General features: G+C 67.1%; 16 protein-coding genes. 6 read left to right on the top strand and 10 right to left on the bottom strand.

The features are described from left to right. Positions 1–34: 34 nt before the first annotated feature. Genes speD through DK842_RS07870 form a run of 5 tightly spaced genes read right to left on the bottom strand, consistent with a single transcriptional unit; the run spans position 35 to position 3,505 of the window. Positions 35–388, bottom strand: a complete 354-nt coding sequence (speD, locus tag DK842_RS07885; RefSeq protein ID WP_114060961.1) for an adenosylmethionine decarboxylase — start codon at positions 386–388, stop codon at positions 35–37. Next, positions 385–543, bottom strand: a complete 159-nt coding sequence (locus tag DK842_RS23390; protein ID WP_168191696.1) for a hypothetical protein — start codon at positions 541–543, stop codon at positions 385–387. Before DK842_RS23390 ends, speD begins: the two co-directional genes overlap by 4 nt. After that, positions 544–2,022, bottom strand: coding sequence for a DUF4178 domain-containing protein (locus DK842_RS07880; RefSeq protein ID WP_114060960.1), 1,479 nt, complete (start codon positions 2,020–2,022; stop codon positions 544–546). Positions 2,023–2,030: 8 nt separating this feature from the next. Further along, the gene (locus DK842_RS07875) at positions 2,031–3,065 is read right to left on the bottom strand and encodes an SPFH domain-containing protein (RefSeq protein ID WP_198414699.1); all 1,035 of its coding nucleotides are present in this window, start codon (positions 3,063–3,065) and stop codon (positions 2,031–2,033) included. A gap of 38 nt (positions 3,066–3,103) precedes the next feature. Continuing rightward, entirely contained in the window at positions 3,104–3,505 is a 402-nt protein-coding gene (locus DK842_RS07870; RefSeq protein ID WP_114060958.1) for a DUF350 domain-containing protein, read from the bottom strand. A 61-nt stretch (positions 3,506–3,566) separates the two neighbouring features. On the opposite strand from DK842_RS07870, the gene DK842_RS07865 reads away from it, so the two are divergent. The 4 genes from DK842_RS07865 to DK842_RS07850 all read left to right on the top strand — a co-directional run bounded on the left by DK842_RS07865 (position 3,567) and on the right by DK842_RS07850 (position 7,883). Further along, the gene (locus DK842_RS07865; protein ID WP_114060957.1) at positions 3,567–5,078 is read left to right on the top strand and encodes a polyamine aminopropyltransferase; all 1,512 of its coding nucleotides are present in this window, start codon (positions 3,567–3,569) and stop codon (positions 5,076–5,078) included. Next, positions 5,078–6,679, top strand: coding sequence for an NAD(P)-binding protein (locus DK842_RS07860; protein WP_114060956.1), 1,602 nt, complete (start codon positions 5,078–5,080; stop codon positions 6,677–6,679). Before DK842_RS07865 ends, DK842_RS07860 begins: the two co-directional genes overlap by 1 nt. Before the next feature lie 81 nt (positions 6,680–6,760). Beyond that, the gene (locus DK842_RS07855) at positions 6,761–7,093 is read left to right on the top strand and encodes a nucleotide pyrophosphohydrolase (RefSeq protein WP_114060955.1); all 333 of its coding nucleotides are present in this window, start codon (positions 6,761–6,763) and stop codon (positions 7,091–7,093) included. A gap of 49 nt (positions 7,094–7,142) precedes the next feature. Beyond that, positions 7,143–7,883, top strand: coding sequence for an NAD-dependent protein deacylase (locus tag DK842_RS07850; protein WP_114060954.1), 741 nt, complete (start codon positions 7,143–7,145; stop codon positions 7,881–7,883). A 42-nt stretch (positions 7,884–7,925) separates the two neighbouring features. On the opposite strand, the gene DK842_RS07845 is transcribed toward DK842_RS07850, so the two are convergent. After that, entirely contained in the window at positions 7,926–8,543 is a 618-nt protein-coding gene (locus tag DK842_RS07845; RefSeq protein WP_114060953.1) for a short chain dehydrogenase, read from the bottom strand. 95 nt (positions 8,544–8,638) lie between these two features. Between DK842_RS07845 and DK842_RS07840 the strand changes: the two genes are divergently transcribed. After that, positions 8,639–9,535, top strand: coding sequence for a LysR family transcriptional regulator (locus tag DK842_RS07840; protein ID WP_114060952.1), 897 nt, complete (start codon positions 8,639–8,641; stop codon positions 9,533–9,535). A 12-nt stretch (positions 9,536–9,547) separates the two neighbouring features. On the opposite strand, the gene DK842_RS07835 is transcribed toward DK842_RS07840, so the two are convergent. Both DK842_RS07835 and DK842_RS07830 read right to left on the bottom strand, forming a co-directional pair. Then, positions 9,548–10,111 carry a hypothetical protein gene (locus DK842_RS07835; protein ID WP_114060951.1) on the bottom strand — a complete coding sequence of 188 codons (564 nt, stop codon included), beginning with the start codon at positions 10,109–10,111 and terminating at the stop codon, positions 9,548–9,550. Between the two features lie 181 nt (positions 10,112–10,292). Then, positions 10,293–13,778 carry an indolepyruvate ferredoxin oxidoreductase family protein gene (locus DK842_RS07830; protein ID WP_114060950.1) on the bottom strand — a complete coding sequence of 1,162 codons (3,486 nt, stop codon included), beginning with the start codon at positions 13,776–13,778 and terminating at the stop codon, positions 10,293–10,295. Between the two features lie 364 nt (positions 13,779–14,142). On the opposite strand from DK842_RS07830, the gene rarD reads away from it, so the two are divergent. Further along, on the top strand, positions 14,143–15,054 hold the full coding sequence (rarD, locus tag DK842_RS07825) for an EamA family transporter RarD (protein ID WP_114060949.1): 912 nt from the start codon (positions 14,143–14,145) through the stop codon (positions 15,052–15,054). 62 nt (positions 15,055–15,116) lie between these two features. Here rarD and DK842_RS07820 read toward each other — a convergent pair whose 3' ends face one another. Then, positions 15,117–15,716, bottom strand: a complete 600-nt coding sequence (locus tag DK842_RS07820) for a helix-turn-helix transcriptional regulator (protein WP_114060948.1) — start codon at positions 15,714–15,716, stop codon at positions 15,117–15,119. A gap of 1 nt (position 15,717) precedes the next feature. After that, positions 15,718–17,127: an HlyD family type I secretion periplasmic adaptor subunit gene (locus tag DK842_RS07815; protein ID WP_114060947.1), complete on the bottom strand. Its 1,410-nt coding sequence runs from the start codon at positions 17,125–17,127 to the stop codon at positions 15,718–15,720. Position 17,128 lies beyond the last annotated feature (1 nt).

Here is a 17,128-nt window from a genome sequence, read left to right as displayed (position 1 = left end):
CGGGAACGCGAAACGGGGGCCAGGCCCCCGTTTTTCATGGCAGCCGGCCGCGCTCGACCTGGCGGGTTTCCTGGCGGCCGGGCCGCAGCGCGGCCGCCAGATGGGCGAGGGCGGCTTCCAGCTGCGGCTCGCCGCACATGAACAGGTCCAGCGCAGCGTAGCCGTGCTCCGGCCAGGTGTGGACGCTGAGATGGGACTCCATCAGCAGCAGGATGCCGGTCACGCCCTGGCCGCCGCCGAAGTGGTGGACATGGCCGGCCAGCACCGTGGCGCCGGCCAGGCGGGCCGCCTCGCGCAAGGCGTTTTCCATCGCCGCCGGATCGGCCAGCGCCGCCGGCGGGCAGTCGTGGAAGTCCGCCAGCAGATGGCGGCCCAATGGTTGGCTCATTTGTGGCCGCCGCTGCTCCAGCCGGAGCTGTGGCCGCTGCCCCAGCTGCGCGAGGAGCCGCCGCTGCCCAGGCCGTCGCCCAGATTGAGCAGGTTGACGACGGTGGTGATGATCACGATCAGCACGCAATAGGCTTTATAGGTTTGCGGTGACATTCATTCTTCTTCTGTTGCCGACTGGAACAAGGGCATCGCCAGCAGCGCCACGGCGATGAAGCTGACCAGCAGCCGGCCGCCGAAATGGCCGCCCAGCGCCGCCATCGGCAAATTGATGAACAACAGGACCAGCGTCGCCGTCAACGCGATCTTCAGCTTGCCGGGGCTGGCGGCCGCGCCTGTCGCGTAGCGCGAGGCGATGGGGCCCTGGTTGAACCAGCCGCCTATCGCCGCGTCCTCGACGCGGTCGCTGCGGGTCCACACCAGCTCTTGGGCGTTCATCTCGCGCGACAGCCTCAGCTTGCGGTCGGATGACTGGTATTCGCTGAGCAGCATGCTGTCGCCCAGCTTGGCGCGCCAGGGGAAGGCGCCGGCGGCGTAGGCCACGCTGGCGCGGTAGTCCGGGCAGGCCCGGGAGAAGGTTTGCTGGCCCAGCGCCGCGTAGCCGCCGCGCTCGCTGTCCACCCACACGTCCATCAACGCGCCGAGGAACCAGCCCTCGCCGCTTTCCACCAGCCAGCGGAAGCCCTTGTCGACGTTGTAGAGCAGGTATTCGCTCCATTCGCTGGACGCGTCCTCGTCCTCGCGCCACACCATTACGCCGGTCAGCGTCCACGGAATGCGCTCGATCTGGGCGGTGGCGCCCAGCTCCAGCGTCAGCGCCGGCGCCTGGCCGCCCCCCTTGTGCAGGCCGATCACGGTGGCGACGTCGCCGGTGACGTCGGTCTGGCTGCCGCAATGGCCGCAGGTGAGCTGGGCGGCGGCGCCGGCGCGGTAGTCCAGCGGCGCGGCGCAGCCGAGGCAGGCCAGCGTGGCGACGCTGCCCTTCAGCTTGCCGGTTTTCTCCTGGATCATCCGGTTGTCGCGCAGCAGCTGCATGTTCAGCTGCGGCAGCGTCGCCGCCTGGCCCAGGAACAGCTCGGGACGGGCGGGGTCGTCGGAGTAGTCCAGCGTCAGGAATTGCTGCTGGCAGCGGGCGTCGGCCACCCGGGCCTGCCAGCCGTCGCCGACGCGGAACGGTAGCTCGCCTTCGCCGGCTACGCATTGGGCCTGGCGCACGTCGGAAAAGACGAAGTCGTGGCTGCCGTGGCGGTAACGCTGGCCGGGGGCGAGGCTGTCGAAGGCCGGAGCCTGATCGATCGGGCCCAGCGGCAGCGTCAGCACGTACTGGCCGACGCTTTCCGACAGCCAGCCGCCGCTGCCGTCGTCGAACAGCAGATACCATTCGTTCCATACGCCGGCGTCGTAGCGCAGCTGGATGCGGCCGACGATGCTGAAGTTGCGGTCGATGAAGCGGCCGGCGCTGGTGATCTGCAGCGGCGAGTAGTCGTCCAGCAGTTCGGCCATCTTGCCGATGTCGCGCACGCTGTCGGCGTCGCGGACCAGAGTGCTGCGGCAATACTCGCACACCGCCAGCACGGAGCTGGCGGCGCGGAACGAGACGTCGGCGCCGCAGGAGGGGCAGGCGATACGGTACATGCGTCGGCTTAACCCACCAGTTTCTTCAGCACGTCGGCCTTGGCGGCGTCGTAGTCGGCCTGGGTGATCAGGCCTTGATCGAGCAGGGCCTTGAGCTGGGCCAGCTTGGCCTGCGGGTTGTCGCCGGCGGGCGCGGCGGCTTCCTGCGGTGCCGCGGCCGGGGCGGGCTGGGCCGGCGCCGGTTGCTGCAGGCCCTGTTGCAGCGCCTGGCCCATCAGCTGGCCGACGCCGACGCCCGCCGCCAGGCCGGCGCCGAGCGAGGCGAGGCCGCCTTCGTTCTGCGCGGCCAGCGGCAGGCTTTCCGCCGCCTGGTAGCGGGTGTACTGGTTGAGGTCGCCGGCCATGCCCATCGCGATGCGCTTGTCTATGGCCTTCTGCAGCTCTTCCGGCAGCGAGATGTTCTCCACCGCGAAGCTGTCCAGCGCCAGGCCGTAGCGCTGGAACACCGCCAGCAGCGATTCGCGTATCTTCTCGCCCATCAGGCCCTGGTTGCCGGCCATGTCGAGGAAGGGCACGCCGCTGCCGCCCAGCGTGGTGGTCATGGTGGCGATCACCTGGTTGCGCAGCTGCTGCTCCATGTCGTCGCAGGTGTACAGTTCGCGGGTGCCGCTGACCTCGGTGTAGAAGGTTCTGGGATCGGCGATGCGGTAGGAATAGATGCCGAAGGCGCGCAGCCGCACCATGCCGAAGTCGCTGTCGCGTATGGTCACCGGCTGGGCGGTGCCCCATTTGCGGCCGAGCTGCACCCGGGTGCTGAAGAAGTAGACGTCGGACTTGAAGGGCGATTCGAACAGCTTGTCCCAGTTCTTCAGGTAGGTGAGCACCGGCAGCGTCTGGGTGGTGAGCTTGTACATGCCGGGGCCGAATACGTCGGCGATCTTGCCTTCGTTGACGAACACCGCCATTTGCGACTCGCGCACGGTGAGGCTGGCGCCGTACTGGATTTCGTTGTCCTGCATCGGATAACACCAGGCCAGCACGCCGTCCTCGTCCTCCTGCCACTCCAGGATGTCGATGAACTGTTTCTGGATGAAAGACATCAGGCTCATTTTGCTACTCCGTCAAATGAATGGACGCGGCGTCAGGACAGGCTGCCCGCGTTGACCAAGCCGACCGCCAAGTGGATGGACCCGGCCAGGATGCCCATGGCCAGGTTATTGTCTATCAGCGCGCGGGTCAGGTCCTTCAGACAGCGCGCCACCACCAGGTGGACCAGGATTTGCACCAGCATCGCCAGCAGCGCCCAGGTCATGAAGCTTTGCCAGTCGTTGAGGTGCCAGGCGCTGGAAGCCAGCGTCAGCGAAAAGCCGAGCAGGGCGCCGGCGAAGGAGACGGCTGCGGCGTGGCCGTGGTCGCGGATCAGCTTCAATTCGTCCAGCGGCGTGATTTTGCAGTACAGCCAGGCGAACAGCGCCAGCAGCGCCAGGCCGCTGCCGAGGTAGGTCAGATAGGCCAGGAAGGCGGGCAGGAGTCCGGCAAACATAACGGTGTCCTCGCAGGCTAGGGCATATAATGACGGCTATTTTACCCGCAATGACAATTCGATGCGCAACCGCCTGCTGATCCTCTCCGTCTTCATCGTCGCCTCCTGCGGCCTCGCCTACGAACTGATCACCGGCGCGCTGGCCAGCTACCTGCTGGGCGACACCGTGCTGCAGTTCTCTTCCATCATAGGCTGTTACTTGTTCGCGATGGGCGCCGGCTCCCATTTGTCCAAATACGTGAAGGAGGAGCGGCTGCTGGACGCCTTCGTCGAGATCGAGCTGCTGGTGGGCCTGATCGGCGGCGTGTCGGCCTCGCTGCTGTTCGTGGTGTTCGCGCTGGCCGGCGAGCCGTTCCGGCTGGTGTTGTACGCGCTGGTGTTCTCGATAGGCGTGCTGGTGGGCATGGAGATCCCGCTGGTGATGCGGGTGCTGAACCAGCGCCAGACCGACTTCGCCGACCTGGTGAGCCGGGTGCTCACCTTCGATTACCTGGGCGCGTTGGCGGTGTCGCTGCTGTTTCCGCTGTTGCTGGCGCCCAAGCTGGGCCTGGCGCGCAGCGCGCTGCTGTTCGGCCTGCTCAACGCCGGGGTGGCGCTGTGGGCCTGCCACAGCTTCAAGCGCGAGCTGGCCCGGCCCGGACTGCAGCTGGCGCGCAGCGGCGTGGTGCTGCTGATCCTGGGGGCGATGTTCGCCACCTCGGACCGGCTGACCGACTGGAGCGAGAAGGCGGTGTACGGCGACGAGATCATCCATGCCGAGACCACGCCCTACCAGCGGCTGGTGATCACCAAGTGGAAGAACGACATGCGGCTGTACATCAACGGCAATCTGCAGTTCTCCAGCCGCGACGAGTACCGCTACCACGAGGCATTGGTGCATCCGGTGCTGGCGCGGCTGCCATGGGCGCGCAACGTGCTGGTGCTGGGCGGCGGCGATGGCCTGGCGGTGCGCGAAATCCTGAAATATCCCGGCATCGTCCATGTCACCCTGGTGGACCTGGACCCGGCGATGACGCGGCTGTTCAGCCGCTCCGAGCCGCTGCTGGCGCTGAACAAGGGCTCGCTGGCCGACAAGCGCGTGACCGTGGTCAACGACGACGCCGCGCGCTGGCTGGAACACCATGAGGGCAGCTACGACGCGGTGATCGTCGACTTCCCCGATCCATCCAACTTCGCGTTGGGCAAGCTGTATTCGACGCCGATATACCGGCTGCTGGCGCGCCACCTGGCCGAAAACGGCCTGGCGGTGGTGCAGTCCACTTCGCCGTACAACGCGCCGCGTTCTTACTGGAGCGTGGACGCCACGCTGCGCGAGGCCGGCTTCCATACCACGCCCTACCATGTCTACGTGCCGTCCTTCGGCGAGTGGGGCTTCATCATCGCCGCCAAGCGGCCGGGCTATGCGCCGCCGGAGCGCTTCCCGGTGCCGCTGCGCTTCCTGGACAAAGAAACCACGCGCCAGATGTTCTTCTTCCCCCCCGACATGCGGCGCTGGGACGTGAAACCCAACGAGCTGAACAACCAGCAACTGGTGCATTACTTCGAGCAAGACTGGTCGCAGGTGCTGCGTTGATGCGGCGGCGCGAGGTGTTGCGGTTGGCGGCGGCGCTGGCCGGACTGCCCTTGATGCAAGGCTGCGAGCGGGTGTTGCGGCTGGGCCTGCCGGTCCGGCTCAACCGGCCCGGCATGGACGAGGGCCACCGCCTGCGCGCCGGGCTGACGCCGCCTGAACCGGCGGGCGAGCGGCGCTGCCGGGTAGCGGTGGTGGGCAGCGGGGCCGCCGGCTTGTTCGCCGCCTGGCGCTTGCGCAAGGAAGGCCTGGACGACGTGCTGGTGCTGAACGGTCCGGAGCCGGACGGCAACGCCGCCGGCGGCGCCTTCGGCGAATGCCGCTATCCGACTGGAGCCCACTATCTGCCGCTGCCGTCGCGGGAATCGACCCATGTGCGCGAGCTGTTGGCCGAGATGGGCGTGATCGAGGCGGCCCCCTACGCCGAGCGGCCGCGCTTCGACGAGCGGGTGACGGTGCACGCGCCGGACGAGCGGCTGTGGCGGGATGGCCGCTGGCAGGAAGGCCTGCTGCCCAGGCTGGGCATGGGCAAGGCGGAATTGGCGGAGCAGGCGCGCTTCCTGGCCGAGATGGGCCGGCTGCGCGCGGCGCGCGGCGCGGACGGGCGCAAGGCCTTCTGCATTCCGCTGGCGCTGTCCTCGCGCGATCCGGCCTGGACCGCGCTGGACCGGATCAGCTTCGCCGCCTGGCTGGACGCCAACGGCTACCGCGCGCCCGGCCTGCGCTGGTATCTGGACTATTGCTGCCGCGACGATTACGGCGCACGGCCGGCGCAGGTGTCCGCCTGGGCCGGCCTGCATTATTTCTGCAGCCGGGGCGGCCTGGCCGCCAATGCCGAGGAAGGCGCGGTGCTGACTTGGCCGGATGGATTGAACCCGGTGATGCGCCACATGCGCGCGCGCATCGGCGCGGCGCGGCAGCTGGATGGCGCGGCCTGGAGGATAAGGGAGAGACGAGGGCGGGCCGAGGTGGATTACCTGGACGGGCAGGGGGGCAGCCGGCGGCTGAGCGCCGAGCGAGTGGTCGTGGCGACGCCCTTGTTCGTCGCCGCGCATCTGTGCGACGCTTTGCCGTCCCTGGGCTTTCAATCTCGCCATTTGCCGCCGCGCGCGTCGTGGCTGACGGCCAATTTTCTGATCGACCGCTTTCCCGAAGAACCGCATGACATGCCGCTGGCTTGGGATAATGTGGTCTACGGCAGCCAAAGCCTGGGCTTCGTGGTGTCCACCCATCAGCTGATCCGCGCCGCCAAGCCGGAGCGCAGCGTGTTCACCGCCTATCACGCCTTCGCCGGCGGCGACCCCATGGCCGCGCGGCGCTGGCTGGAGCGGGCCGACTCCGACGCGCTGTTCGACCTCGCCGCCGCCGATCTGTCCGAGGTGTATGGCTGGCGTTTCCGCAAGAACCTGCGGCAGGCGGAAATGACGCTGCGCGGCCACGCGATGGCCAGTCCCGCGCCCGGCTTCCTGTCCAACCCCGGCTTGCTGGCGCTGCGGGAGGCGGATGGCCCGCTGTTGTTCGCCCACTCCGATCTCAGCGGCCTGTCGCTGTTCGAGGAGGCGGCGTGGTGGGGCGAGCGGGCGGCGCGCAAGATACTGGCTTGAACCCGACAGGCGCCGTGATGCCGAATGGCGGAATCCGCGGCGACAAACCACTGATGTTCCACGTGAAACCGGAGCGATGGCATGAATGATGAAACATTGATCGACACCCGCGGCTTGACCGACGCGTTGCAGCGCTTCGCCGACGCGCGCGATTGGAACCGCCACCACTCGCCGCGCAATCTGCTGCTGGCGCTGGTGGGCGAAGTGGGCGAACTGGCCGAGATCTTCCAGTGGCTGGACGACGACGCGGCCGCTCGGCTGCGCGACGATCCCGCCGCATTCATCCATCTGCAGGAGGAGATCGCCGACGTGTTGTTGTATTTGACGCGGTTGGCGATGGTGACGGGCGTGGATCTGGATGAGGCCGTTCGAGATAAGATGGTCAAGAATGCAATAAAATATCCTGCGCCTTGACCCTTACGCTATAGTGGCCATGGTGTGGCCGGCGGCAAGGATGCGGTGAATGGGCGCGACAGAGCAGCAATTGCAGTACCTGCGGCAGTTGGTGGACGGAGCGAACCGCATCGCGGTGCTGACCGGCGCCGGCATGAGCACCGAATCCGGCATCCCCGATTTCCGCTCCGCCAATGGCCTGTGGTCCAAGGACATGAGCTTGGCCGAGGCGATCTCCATCGACTACTTCCGCCGCGATCCCGCCGGCTTCTGGCGCGTCTTCCGCGACATCTTCCGCATCAAGCTGGTGGGCGGTTACCAGCCCAACGCCGGCCACCGCTATCTCGCCGCGCTGGAGGCGGACGGCAAGGAAGTCACCATCCTCACCCAAAACATAGACGGCCTGCACGGCCGCGCCGGCAACCGGCGCGTGCTGGAGCTGCACGGCACCTTGTTGACCGCCAGCTGTCCGGACTGCCGCGCGCCGCATGGGCTGGACTATGTGCAGCAGCACGAACTGCCGCTATGCCGCCGCTGCGGGGCGGCGCTGAAGCCGGACGTGGTGCTGTACGGCGAGGCGGTGCCCTTGATCGACGTGGCGTTCCAGGCGGCGCTGAACGCCGATCTGCTGCTGGTGATGGGATCGTCGCTGGAGGTGTCTCCGGTCAACTTGATTCCGGTGGAGGCGGCGCAGGCCGGCATTCCCTGCGCGCTGATCAATTACACGCCGACCCGCTTCGACGCCTTGTTCGATCTTTGCGTTCAAGGCGGCATCGGCGAGACCTGCGGCCGCTTGTCCGCGGCATCCTGAGGTGGACAGTCCCGGGCGATGCCGCCCGGCCGGCGGCGGGCGTCAGTCGAATCGACCCAGCCGATAGGTCTGGCCGGTTTGCGCGCCTTCCATGCTCAGGCTATAGGCGCGCGCCGCCTGGCGCGCTTCCACCAGTGGCACGCCGCGGAACAGCGGCCCGTATTCCGCTTCCGACTCCGCCAGCAGCAAGGGGCTGACCAGATTGATGCGCAGCCCGCGCGGCAACTCCACCGCGGCGGCGTTGACGAAGCCCTCCAGCGCGGCGTTGGCCATGTAGACGTTGCTCAGCAGCGGCGCGATGGCCTGCGGCTGCCAGGCGCCGCCCACTAGGGTGAAGGAGCCGCCATCGTTGAGCTTCTCGATGCCGCGCAGCACCACGTTGACCTGGCCCATCAGCTTGGAGTCGAGGCCGACGCGGTAGCGTTCGGCGCTCATCTCGGCCAGCGGCCCCACGTGGCCGTTGCGGCCGCCGGTGGCCACCGCCACCGCGTCCAGCCGGGGCAGCCGGCGGTACATCTCGATGATGCTTTGCTCGTTTTCTATGTCCATTTGGATATCGCCGTGATGGCGGCCGGCCGTGATGATTTCGTGGCGTCCGGCCAGTTCGTCGACGATGGCGCGGCCGATATTGCCGCTGCCGCCTATCAGCAGGATCTTCATCTCGTTTTCCTTTCAGCTTTGAGTGGAGGAGCCGCCAGCTTAGGCGCGCGCGCGGCTTGGAAAAACTGGGCAAACGTGGAAGCATTGGAATCACTATGGAAACAATCGAACCCTCGTCCGAATTGGCGCTGGCCTTCCTCGAAGTGGCGGAGGCGGGCAGCATCACCGCCGCCGCGGAGCGGCTGGCCACCTCCAAGTCGCAGGTCAGCAAGCAACTGAGCCGGCTGGAGGCGCTATTGGGCGCGCAGCTGCTGTTTCGCAGCACCCGCAAGCTGACGCTGACCGAGGCCGGCCATGCCTATCTCGGCTACTGCCGCCGGCTGCGGGCCTTGCTGCGGGAGTCGGCCGCGGCGGTGCGCGGCTTGAGCGGCGATGCGGACGGCACGGTGAGGCTGACGGTGCCGCAGATGTTCGCCGGCGCGTTCGGAGCCGAACTATTGTTGGCTTTTCATCAACAGTATCCGCGCATTTCGGTGGAGCTGGACGTCAGCGTGGCCGAGCGGGACTTGGAAGAAGAAGGCTTCGATCTGGCCATTCGTTCCAGCCGGGCGCTGCCGCCGCAGCTGGTGGCGCGCCAGTTGTTCCTGACCCGCGACTGGGTGGTGGCCGCGCCGTCGCTGCTGGCAGAACGCGGCGCGCCGGCCGAGCCGGCCGACCTGGCGCGGCGGCCTTGCGTGGTGCATAGCCGCTACCATGGCGGCGCGCGCTGGCTGTTCGAGCGGGATGGGCGGGCCGAGGAGGTTGAGGTGGCGCATTGGCTGCAGGTTGGCGATTACAGTTTGAACCAGCGCTTGGCCGAGGCGGGCGCCGGTTTCGCCCGCTTGCCGGATTTCGTCGCCGCGCCCGCGCTGCAAGGCGGCAGGCTGGCGCGGGTGCTGGCCGGCTGGGAGACGCCGGCGCGGCCGGTCTACCTGGTGTATCCCAAGAAAACGCCGCAGCCGGCCAAGTCTCGCGCCCTGATCGACTTCTTCGTCCGCTGGTTCGGCGGCTGAGCGCCACACTAATCACAGCGCCGCCGGGAACGCGCCCTCGTCTTCGCAGTTTTCCACCAAGATCGCGTCCGGGCTGCTGTTGGGAACATATACCTGATTGACCGGCGACGGCGGCAAGGCGGGATCGGGCGCGCAGTCGGCGCTCTGGCCCGGGCCCACCGCCACTTGCGCGCCGGCTTTCAACTGGCAACGAACCACGCTGTTGAGCTGGCTCCAGGCCGGGCAGATGGCGTTGGCTGCCTGGTATTGGGCGACCGTGCCTTGCGGCTTGTGGAATGACCACCAGCGGCCCAGACGGGAGCCTGGCTTGGCGCTGTCCCATACCCGGTAGACGATGGCGCCGGCAGTCGCGCCGTCCTGCTGATAGACGGCGCCTTCGCACAGGCCGCCTTTGCCGGGCACGCCCACCGCCTTGGCCAGCAGCTCGGCGTTTTGCGCGGCGCGCATGCCGGCGGGCGGAGGCGCCACGCCGCCAACGCAGCCGGGCTGCGTCAATTGCGGCGGCGGGGTGGTGGAGCAGGCGGCCAGCAGCAGGCCGAAGGACGCGAGGAAAAGGCTGCGCAGCGGAGTGGACATGGATTTTCTCCCTGAAGGGCGTGGGGGCGTTGGCGGAGCGAGGCGCGGCAATATCCGGAGCGGCTTGCAGCAGGCGCGGAGGCGGATAGGTCGGCCGTTATAATCAAATGTCATTTTAGGCGATGGATGGAAAAAAGGCGCCGGCAAGCGCCGACGCCCAACACTGCGGAAACCATCTGGATCAGGCCACGGCGGCCTTGGCGGCCGGCTTGCCCGGCTGGCTGGACTGGCCCAGCAGCTCCGCCTGGCGCGCGCGGGCTTGCTGGTAGTTGGCCAGCTTGATGTGGCCGAAGCCGCGCACGCCTTCCCAGGCTTTCACCCATTCCGTCGCTCGCGACAGCGCGTCCGGGTTCAGCTTGGCCAGCACGGCGGGCAGCTCGCGCTCGAATTCGGCGATCAGCCGCCGCTCCAGCTTGCGATCGGCCTGCCAGGCGAACGGGTCCAGCGCGCTGCCGCGCAGGAAGCGGAACTTGGCCAGCAGCTTCATCGCCGGCATCAGCCAGGGGCCGAACGGGATCTTGCGCGCCTGGCCGCCGGTGAGCCAGGCTACGCCGATGTGGAAGCGCAGCTTGTAGTCGCCATCGAATTGGCTGGCCACGTCGCGCAGGAACTCGCCGTCGCTGTACAGCCTCGCCACTTCGTATTCGTCCTTGTAGGCCAGCAGATGGTAGTAGGCGCGGGCGGCGGCCAGCGTCAGCGCGCTGCTGCCTGGCTGGGCCGCTTCCTCGGCCTGGCGCACTTGCTGCACCAGGGTTTTGTAGCGTTCGGCCAGCGCCTGGTTCTGGTAGGCGGCGAGCAGGGTGGCGCGGTGATGCACCACCGCGTCCGGCGTTTCACGTGGAACGAACGCCACCACGGCGCTAGGCGTCACCAGCGCTTCCACGCGCGCTTGGTCGTGCGCGGCGTGGCGGCCCCAGCTGAAGGCGTCCTGGTTGAATTTCACCGCGGCGCCGTTGAGCCGCACCGCTTCCATGATGGCTTCCAGCGATACCGGCACCAGGCCCTTTTGCCAGGCGTAGCCGAGCATGAACATATTGCTGGCGATGGCGTCGCCCATCAGCGCGGTGGCCAGCTTGTTGGCGTTCACCTCGTTGAAGCGGCCGGCGCCGACCGATTCGACGATGGCGTCCTTCATCGCCTTGGCCGGGAAGCGCAGGTCTGGGTTTTTCAGGAAACCGCTGGTCGGCGATTCGTAGTTGTTGACGATGACGTGGCTGAAGCCTTCGCGCATCTTGGCCAGCGCTTCCTCGGCGGCGGTCACCACCAGGTCGCAGCCCAGCACCAGGTTGGCGTCGCCGGCGGCGATGCGCACCGCGTGCAGTTTTTCCTGGCTGTCGGCGATGCGCACGTGCGACCACACCGAGCCGCCTTTCTGCGCCAGGCCGGCCATGTCCAGCACGGTGACGCCCTTGTTGTCCAGATACGCCGCCATGCCCAGCACCTGGCCGATGGTGACCACGCCGGTGCCGCCGACGCCGGTGACCATGATGCCGAACGGCTCATGCACCTGCGGAATCTGGGGCTCGGGGAGGGGCGGCATCTTGGCCAGATCGGCGCTGGCGCCGGCCGGCTTCTTCAGCTTGCCGCCCTCCACCGTGACGAAGCTGGGGCAGAAGCCCTCGACACAGGAGTAGTCCTTGTTGCAGCTGGACTGGTCGATCTTGCGCTTGCGGCCCAGCGGCGTTTCCTGCGGCAGCACCGACAGGCAGCCGGACTTCTTGCTGCAATCGCCGCAGCCTTCGCACACCCGTTCGTTGATGAAGGCGCGCTTGGCCGGGTCGGGAAATTCGCCGCGCTTGCGGCGGCGGCGCTTTTCGGCGGCGCAGGTCTGGTCGTGGATCAGGATGGTCACGCCCTCGGTGTCGCGAAGCTCGCGCTGCACGCGGTCCAGTTCGCGGCGGTGGAACACGTCGATGCCGGGAGCCATGCCCTGCGCGTTCTGGTACTTGTCCGGGTCGTCGCTGGTGATGACGATGCGCTTGACGCCTTCGGCCGCCAGCTGGCGCGTCATCATCGGCACGTCCAGGTAGCCGTCCACGTGCTGGCCGCCGGTCATCGCCACCGCGTCGTTGTACAGGATCTTGTAGGTGATGTTCACTTTGCCGGCCACCGCGGCGCGGATGGCCAGGATGCCGGAGTGGAAGTAGGTGCCGTCGCCCAGATTGGTGAAAATGTGGCGGGTGGTGGTGAACGGCGCCTGGCCCAGCCAGGTGATGCCTTCGCCGCCCATCTGGGTGAAGGTCTTGGTGTTTTCCGGGCTGATCCAGTGCGCCATGTAGTGGCAGCCGATGCCGGCCACGGCGCGGCTGCCTTCCGGCAGCTTGGTGGAGGTGTTGTGCGGGCAGCCGGAGCAGTAGTGCGGCACGCGGGCGATGGATTCGCGCGGCTTGACCAGCTGGGCCTCTTTATCGTCGTAGAACTTCAGCCGGTCGTGGATCACCGGGCTGTCGAAGATCAGCGCCAGCCGGCTGGCCAGCGCGCGGGCGATGATGGCCGGCGTCAGCTCGCCGGCGGCCGGCAGCAGCCAGTCGCCGTGCGGCAGCGCCCATTCGCCCTTTTCGGCGAACTTGCCCACCACGCGCGGGCGAACGTCGTCGCGCCAGTTGTACAACTGTTCCTTCAGTTGGTATTCGATGATCTGGCGCTTTTCCTCGATGACCAGGATTTCCTCCAGTCCCTCGGCGAAATGGCGGACGCCTTCCGGCTCCAGCGGCCACACCATGCCCACCTTGAAGATGCGCAGGCCGATGTCGGCGGCCAGTTTTTCGTCTATGCCCAGGTCGTCCATCGCCTGCATCACGTCGAGGTAGCTCTTGCCGCAGGTGATGATGCCGAGGCGGGCTTTGGGCGAGTCCAGCATCACGCGGTTGAGCTGGTTCTCGCGGGCGTAAGCCAGCGCCGCGTACAGGCGGTGGTGCAGCACGCGCTTTTCCTGCGCCAGCGGGGTGTCCGGCCAGCGGATGTTGAGGCCGTCCTCGGGAATCGGGAAGTCCTTGGGAATCTTGAATTCGAAGCGCTGCGGCGAGATGTCGACGATGGCGGAGCTCTCGATGGTGTCGGTGATCGCCTTGATCGCTACCCAGCAGCCGGAGTAGCGGCTCATCGCCCAGCCATGCAGGCCCAGGTCCAGCACTTCCTGCACGCCGGACGGAGACAGCACCGGGATCATGCTGGCGGCCAGGATGTGGTCGGACTGGTGCGGGAAGGTGGACGATTTGGCCGCGTGGTCGTCGCCGCACACCAAGAGCACGCCGCCGTGTTTCGAGGTGCCGGCCACGTTGCCGTGCTTGAGCACGTCGCCGGAACGGTCCACGCCCGGACCTTTGCCGTACCACATCGAGTAGACGCCGTCGTATTTGGCGCCTTCGAACATGTTCACTTGCTGGGTGCCCCAGATCGCGGTGGCGGCCAGGTCTTCGTTGAGGCCGGGATGAAACACCACTTGGTGCTCGTCCAGGTGCTTCTTGGCCTTGAGCATGGTCTGGTCGACGTTGCCCAGCGGCGATCCGCGGTAGCCGGTGACATAGCCGGCGGTATTCAGGCCGGCGGCCTGGTCCAGTTGCTGTTGCAGCATGGGCAGGCGCACCAGCGCCTGAATGCCTGTCATCAGAACCTGGCCGGTGGGGGCGGTGTATTTTTCTTCCAGGTCTGCGTGGCGGATTGACATGGTTTCTCCTCCTGTCGTGCTCGCTTGTGGCGATCAGCCCGCGGCCGCCTTGTGGGCGACGGGTTCCGGGCGGCGGCTGTGACGGCTCCCGCCGGGGACTCTTTATTTTTATACCTTGTGCCCAGGGTATGCGCGGCTGTCGCAGCTTAGAGTGTTCACCCTAATGTCGCCGACTATAGGTTACGTTTACGTCAACGTCAAAAGGATCGCGAGCCATGCCGTCCGGATGCGGTTTATGTGCCAGTGCAGCAAAATCCGGCTTTGTTAAATGTTTGTAAACTGATTGTGCAGAAGATGATGGTTATGGCGGCAAAGCAAAGCGGGTAAGCTGCAAACTGGAATATTCCGTGTCGCAGAGAATCGCATGTCCTCTTCATCTTCCGCCGGCGATAGCCGCGGCGTGCTGTACACCGTCGGCGCCTTCATCTGCTGGGGCCTGTTTCCGCTTTACTGGAAGCCGCTGCACTCGGTGCCGGCTTTGCAAATTCTGTGCCACCGCATCGTGTGGTCGGCCTTGTTCGTCGCGCTGGTCCTGACCGCGCTGCGGCAGTGGGACGGCGTGACCGCCGCGCTGCGACGGCCGCGGCAGCTGGGCGTTTTCGCGCTGTCGTCCAGCGTGCTGTCGTTGAACTGGCTGATCTATATCTGGGCGGTGAATGCCGGCCACGTGGTGGAGTCCAGCCTGGGCTATTTCATCAACCCGCTGGTCAACGTGCTGTTGGGACGGCTGGTGCTGTCCGAGCGCCTGAGCCGCCCGCAGAAGCTGGCGGTGGGGCTGGCGGGAGCCGGCGTGGCCTGGCTGACTTTCAGCGCCGGCTCGCTGCCGTGGATCGCGCTGTCGCTGGCCGCCACCTTCGGCCTGTATGGCCTGCTGCGCAAGATGGCGCCGCTGGCGTCGCTGCCGGGGCTGGCGCTGGAAACCTTCCTGATGTCGCCGCTGGCGCTGGCGGCGCTGCTATGGTTCGAGTGGCGGGGCGAGGGCGCTTTCGGCCATGCCGACGCGCTGCGCAGCACGCTGCTGATCGGGGCCGGCGTGGTGACCGCGGTGCCGCTATTGATGTTCGCCGCCGGCGCGCGCCGGCTGAAGCTGGCCACCGTGGGCTTGATCCAGTACATCGGCCCCAGCATCCAGCTGGCGCTGGGGGTGCTGCTGTTCGGCGAGCCGTTCGGCGTCGACCGGGCGCTGGGATTCGCGCTGATCTGGAGCGCGCTGCTGCTGTATTCGGCGGTGGGGGTGCGCGATTTGTGGCGCGGCAGGCGGCGGCAGCCGGTTTGATGCGTGGCGCCATGAAAAACGGCCATCCAGCGGATGGCCGTTTTTGCGCGCGGCGCACCGTTTCAGTGCGCGGACTGGGTCAGCTTGAGCAGCAGCTGGAAACGGTCCTCTACGCCGAATTTGTGGAAAATGGCGGTGAGGTGGGCTTTGACCGTGCGCTCGGCGATGTCCAGCTCGCGCGCGATCTCCTTGTTGGAGCGGCCCTGTTTCAGGATGGCGATCACCTCCGCTTCGCGGCTGGACACCCGTTCCCGCCAGTCGGCCCGCTCGGTCGGCGGCACCAGCGCGCCGAAGCGCTGGCATAGCTGCAGCAGCAGGCTGCGTCCCAGCCAGGTACCGCCGGCGGCGACGCTGGCAGCGATCTGGCGCAACTCGTCGGCGCCGGCGTAGGCGTGGGCGTAGCCGGATACGCCCAATTGCAGCCAGTGCATGCCCTCGGCGTCGTTGGGCGCCGAACTGAGCGCCACCACCCGGTAGCATCGGCATAGGTTCGGCCAGTCGGCGCCCTGTTGGGCGGCGCCCAGGCTGGCCAGGTCCAGCCACAGCGCGGCGTCCCTGTCCCGAGGCGGGACGGGCAGGCGCTCGCAGCGCCTCGCCTCGCCCAGCGCGTCTTCCCAGTAGCCGGCCAGCACCGAGCTGGCGGTGAACAGCAGGTGGCCCATGTCAGCGCTCCCGCAGCGCTTCCGCCTTGGCGCGCAACACCGGCTTCAGCAGATAGGACAGCACGCTCTTTTTGCCGGTCATGATATCCACCTGGGCGACCATGCCGGGGAAGATGGGCAGTTTTTCCTTGCCCAGCAGCGAGCCGTGGGTCTTGACCTTGACGATGTAGAAGGCGTTGCCCTTTTCGTCGGTGATGGTGTCGGCGCCGATTTCGGCCACGCTGCCTTCCATGCCGCCGTAGATGGTGAAGTCGTAGGCGGTGAATCGCACCACCGCGCTCTGGCCGGGATGGAGGAAGGCGATGTCGCGCGGCGTGATCCGGGTTTCCAGCAGCAGCGAGTCGTCGATCGGCACGATTTCGATGATGTCCTTGCCCGGCTGCACCACGCCGCCGATGGTGTTGATGAACAACCGCTTGATCTCGCCGCGCACCGGCGAGCGGATCTCCGACAGCTTTACCTTGTCCGCCAGCGCCACGCTGCCGGCGGACAGGCTGCTGGCCTTGGCCATGGTGTCGGACAACTCGGCGCTGGCGGTGTTGCGCATCGCCAGCTCCACCTCCTGGATCTTGCGCTGGGCTTCGCCGATGGCGGCTTGGATCTTGGGCATCTGGGCGGCGGCCTGGTCGCGTTCGCCGCGGAAGCGCGCGACGTCGCGCTCCAGCCGCAACAGGTCGACGTCGGATACCGCGCCGGACTCCTTCAGCGGCCGGGTGACGGTGAGTTCTTTCATCGTCAGATCGTAGCTGGACAATGCCTGGGTGTAGCGGGCGCGCACCTCGTTCAGCTCCTGGCTGCGCTGGGCAAGTTGCTGGCGGGCGATGCCGACGCTGGCGTTCAGTTCCATCTGCTTGGAGTTGTACAGGTCCATTTCCTGTTTGGCGATGTCCGGCGCCAGCTGCATCACCTTGGGCGGCAGCTCGAACGGCGTGCCGCCCGCCAGCGCCTTCAGCCGCGCGGTCTTGGCTTGCAGGGCCAGGTATTGCGCCTGGTTTTCCTCCAGCGAGGAGACGAAACGGGTGTTGTCCACCTTGAGCAGCAACTGTCCCTTCTGCACCACCTGGCCTTCCTTGACCAGGATCTGCGACACCACGCCGCCGTCCAGGCTCTGCAGGTGCTGGTTCTGGCTAGACGGAATCACCTTGCCCTCGCCGCGGGACACTTCGTCCACTTTGGCGAAGGCCGCCCACAGGAAGGCGACGAAAAAGAAGCCCAGCATGCTCCAGACGAAGATGCGCGGCCGTCCGGGGCTCTGTTGCAGGATGGCCCAGTCGGCGTCGGCGGCGAAGTCGTTGCGGTCGGCCAGGTCGCGGGCCGAGGCCCAATCCATCAGTTTGTCCCAGTACGGGCCGGTGCGTTCCTGGCCGCGCTCCACCCAGCCGTTCACCCGTTGTTTCCAGTTCATTTCCATT

The organism is Chromobacterium phragmitis (genome assembly GCF_003325475.1).
Classification (GTDB): domain Bacteria; phylum Pseudomonadota; class Gammaproteobacteria; order Burkholderiales; family Chromobacteriaceae; genus Chromobacterium; species Chromobacterium phragmitis.
This window is presented reverse-complemented; position numbering and strand designations above follow the sequence as displayed.

Excerpts from the sequence above, each read along its gene's own strand:
- speD (WP_114060961.1), bottom strand. The coding sequence starts at position 388 with ATGAGCCAACCATTGGGCCGCCATCTGCTGGCGGACTTCCACGACTGC.
- DK842_RS23390 (WP_168191696.1), bottom strand. The coding sequence starts at position 543 with ATGTCACCGCAAACCTATAAAGCCTATTGCGTGCTGATCGTGATCATC.
- DK842_RS07880 (WP_114060960.1), bottom strand. The coding sequence starts at position 2,022 with ATGTACCGTATCGCCTGCCCCTCCTGCGGCGCCGACGTCTCGTTCCGC.
- DK842_RS07870 (WP_114060958.1), bottom strand. The coding sequence starts at position 3,505 with ATGTTTGCCGGACTCCTGCCCGCCTTCCTGGCCTATCTGACCTACCTC.
- DK842_RS07865 (WP_114060957.1), top strand. The coding sequence starts at position 3,567 with ATGCGCAACCGCCTGCTGATCCTCTCCGTCTTCATCGTCGCCTCCTGC.
- DK842_RS07860 (WP_114060956.1), top strand. The coding sequence starts at position 5,078 with ATGCGGCGGCGCGAGGTGTTGCGGTTGGCGGCGGCGCTGGCCGGACTG.
- DK842_RS07855 (WP_114060955.1), top strand. The coding sequence starts at position 6,761 with ATGAATGATGAAACATTGATCGACACCCGCGGCTTGACCGACGCGTTG.
- DK842_RS07850 (WP_114060954.1), top strand. The coding sequence starts at position 7,143 with ATGGGCGCGACAGAGCAGCAATTGCAGTACCTGCGGCAGTTGGTGGAC.
- DK842_RS07845 (WP_114060953.1), bottom strand. The coding sequence starts at position 8,543 with ATGAAGATCCTGCTGATAGGCGGCAGCGGCAATATCGGCCGCGCCATC.
- DK842_RS07840 (WP_114060952.1), top strand. The coding sequence starts at position 8,639 with ATGGAAACAATCGAACCCTCGTCCGAATTGGCGCTGGCCTTCCTCGAA.
- DK842_RS07835 (WP_114060951.1), bottom strand. The coding sequence starts at position 10,111 with ATGTCCACTCCGCTGCGCAGCCTTTTCCTCGCGTCCTTCGGCCTGCTG.
- DK842_RS07830 (WP_114060950.1), bottom strand. The coding sequence starts at position 13,778 with ATGTCAATCCGCCACGCAGACCTGGAAGAAAAATACACCGCCCCCACC.
- rarD (WP_114060949.1), top strand. The coding sequence starts at position 14,143 with ATGTCCTCTTCATCTTCCGCCGGCGATAGCCGCGGCGTGCTGTACACC.
- DK842_RS07820 (WP_114060948.1), bottom strand. The coding sequence starts at position 15,716 with ATGGGCCACCTGCTGTTCACCGCCAGCTCGGTGCTGGCCGGCTACTGG.
- DK842_RS07815 (WP_114060947.1), bottom strand. The coding sequence starts at position 17,127 with ATGGAAATGAACTGGAAACAACGGGTGAACGGCTGGGTGGAGCGCGGC.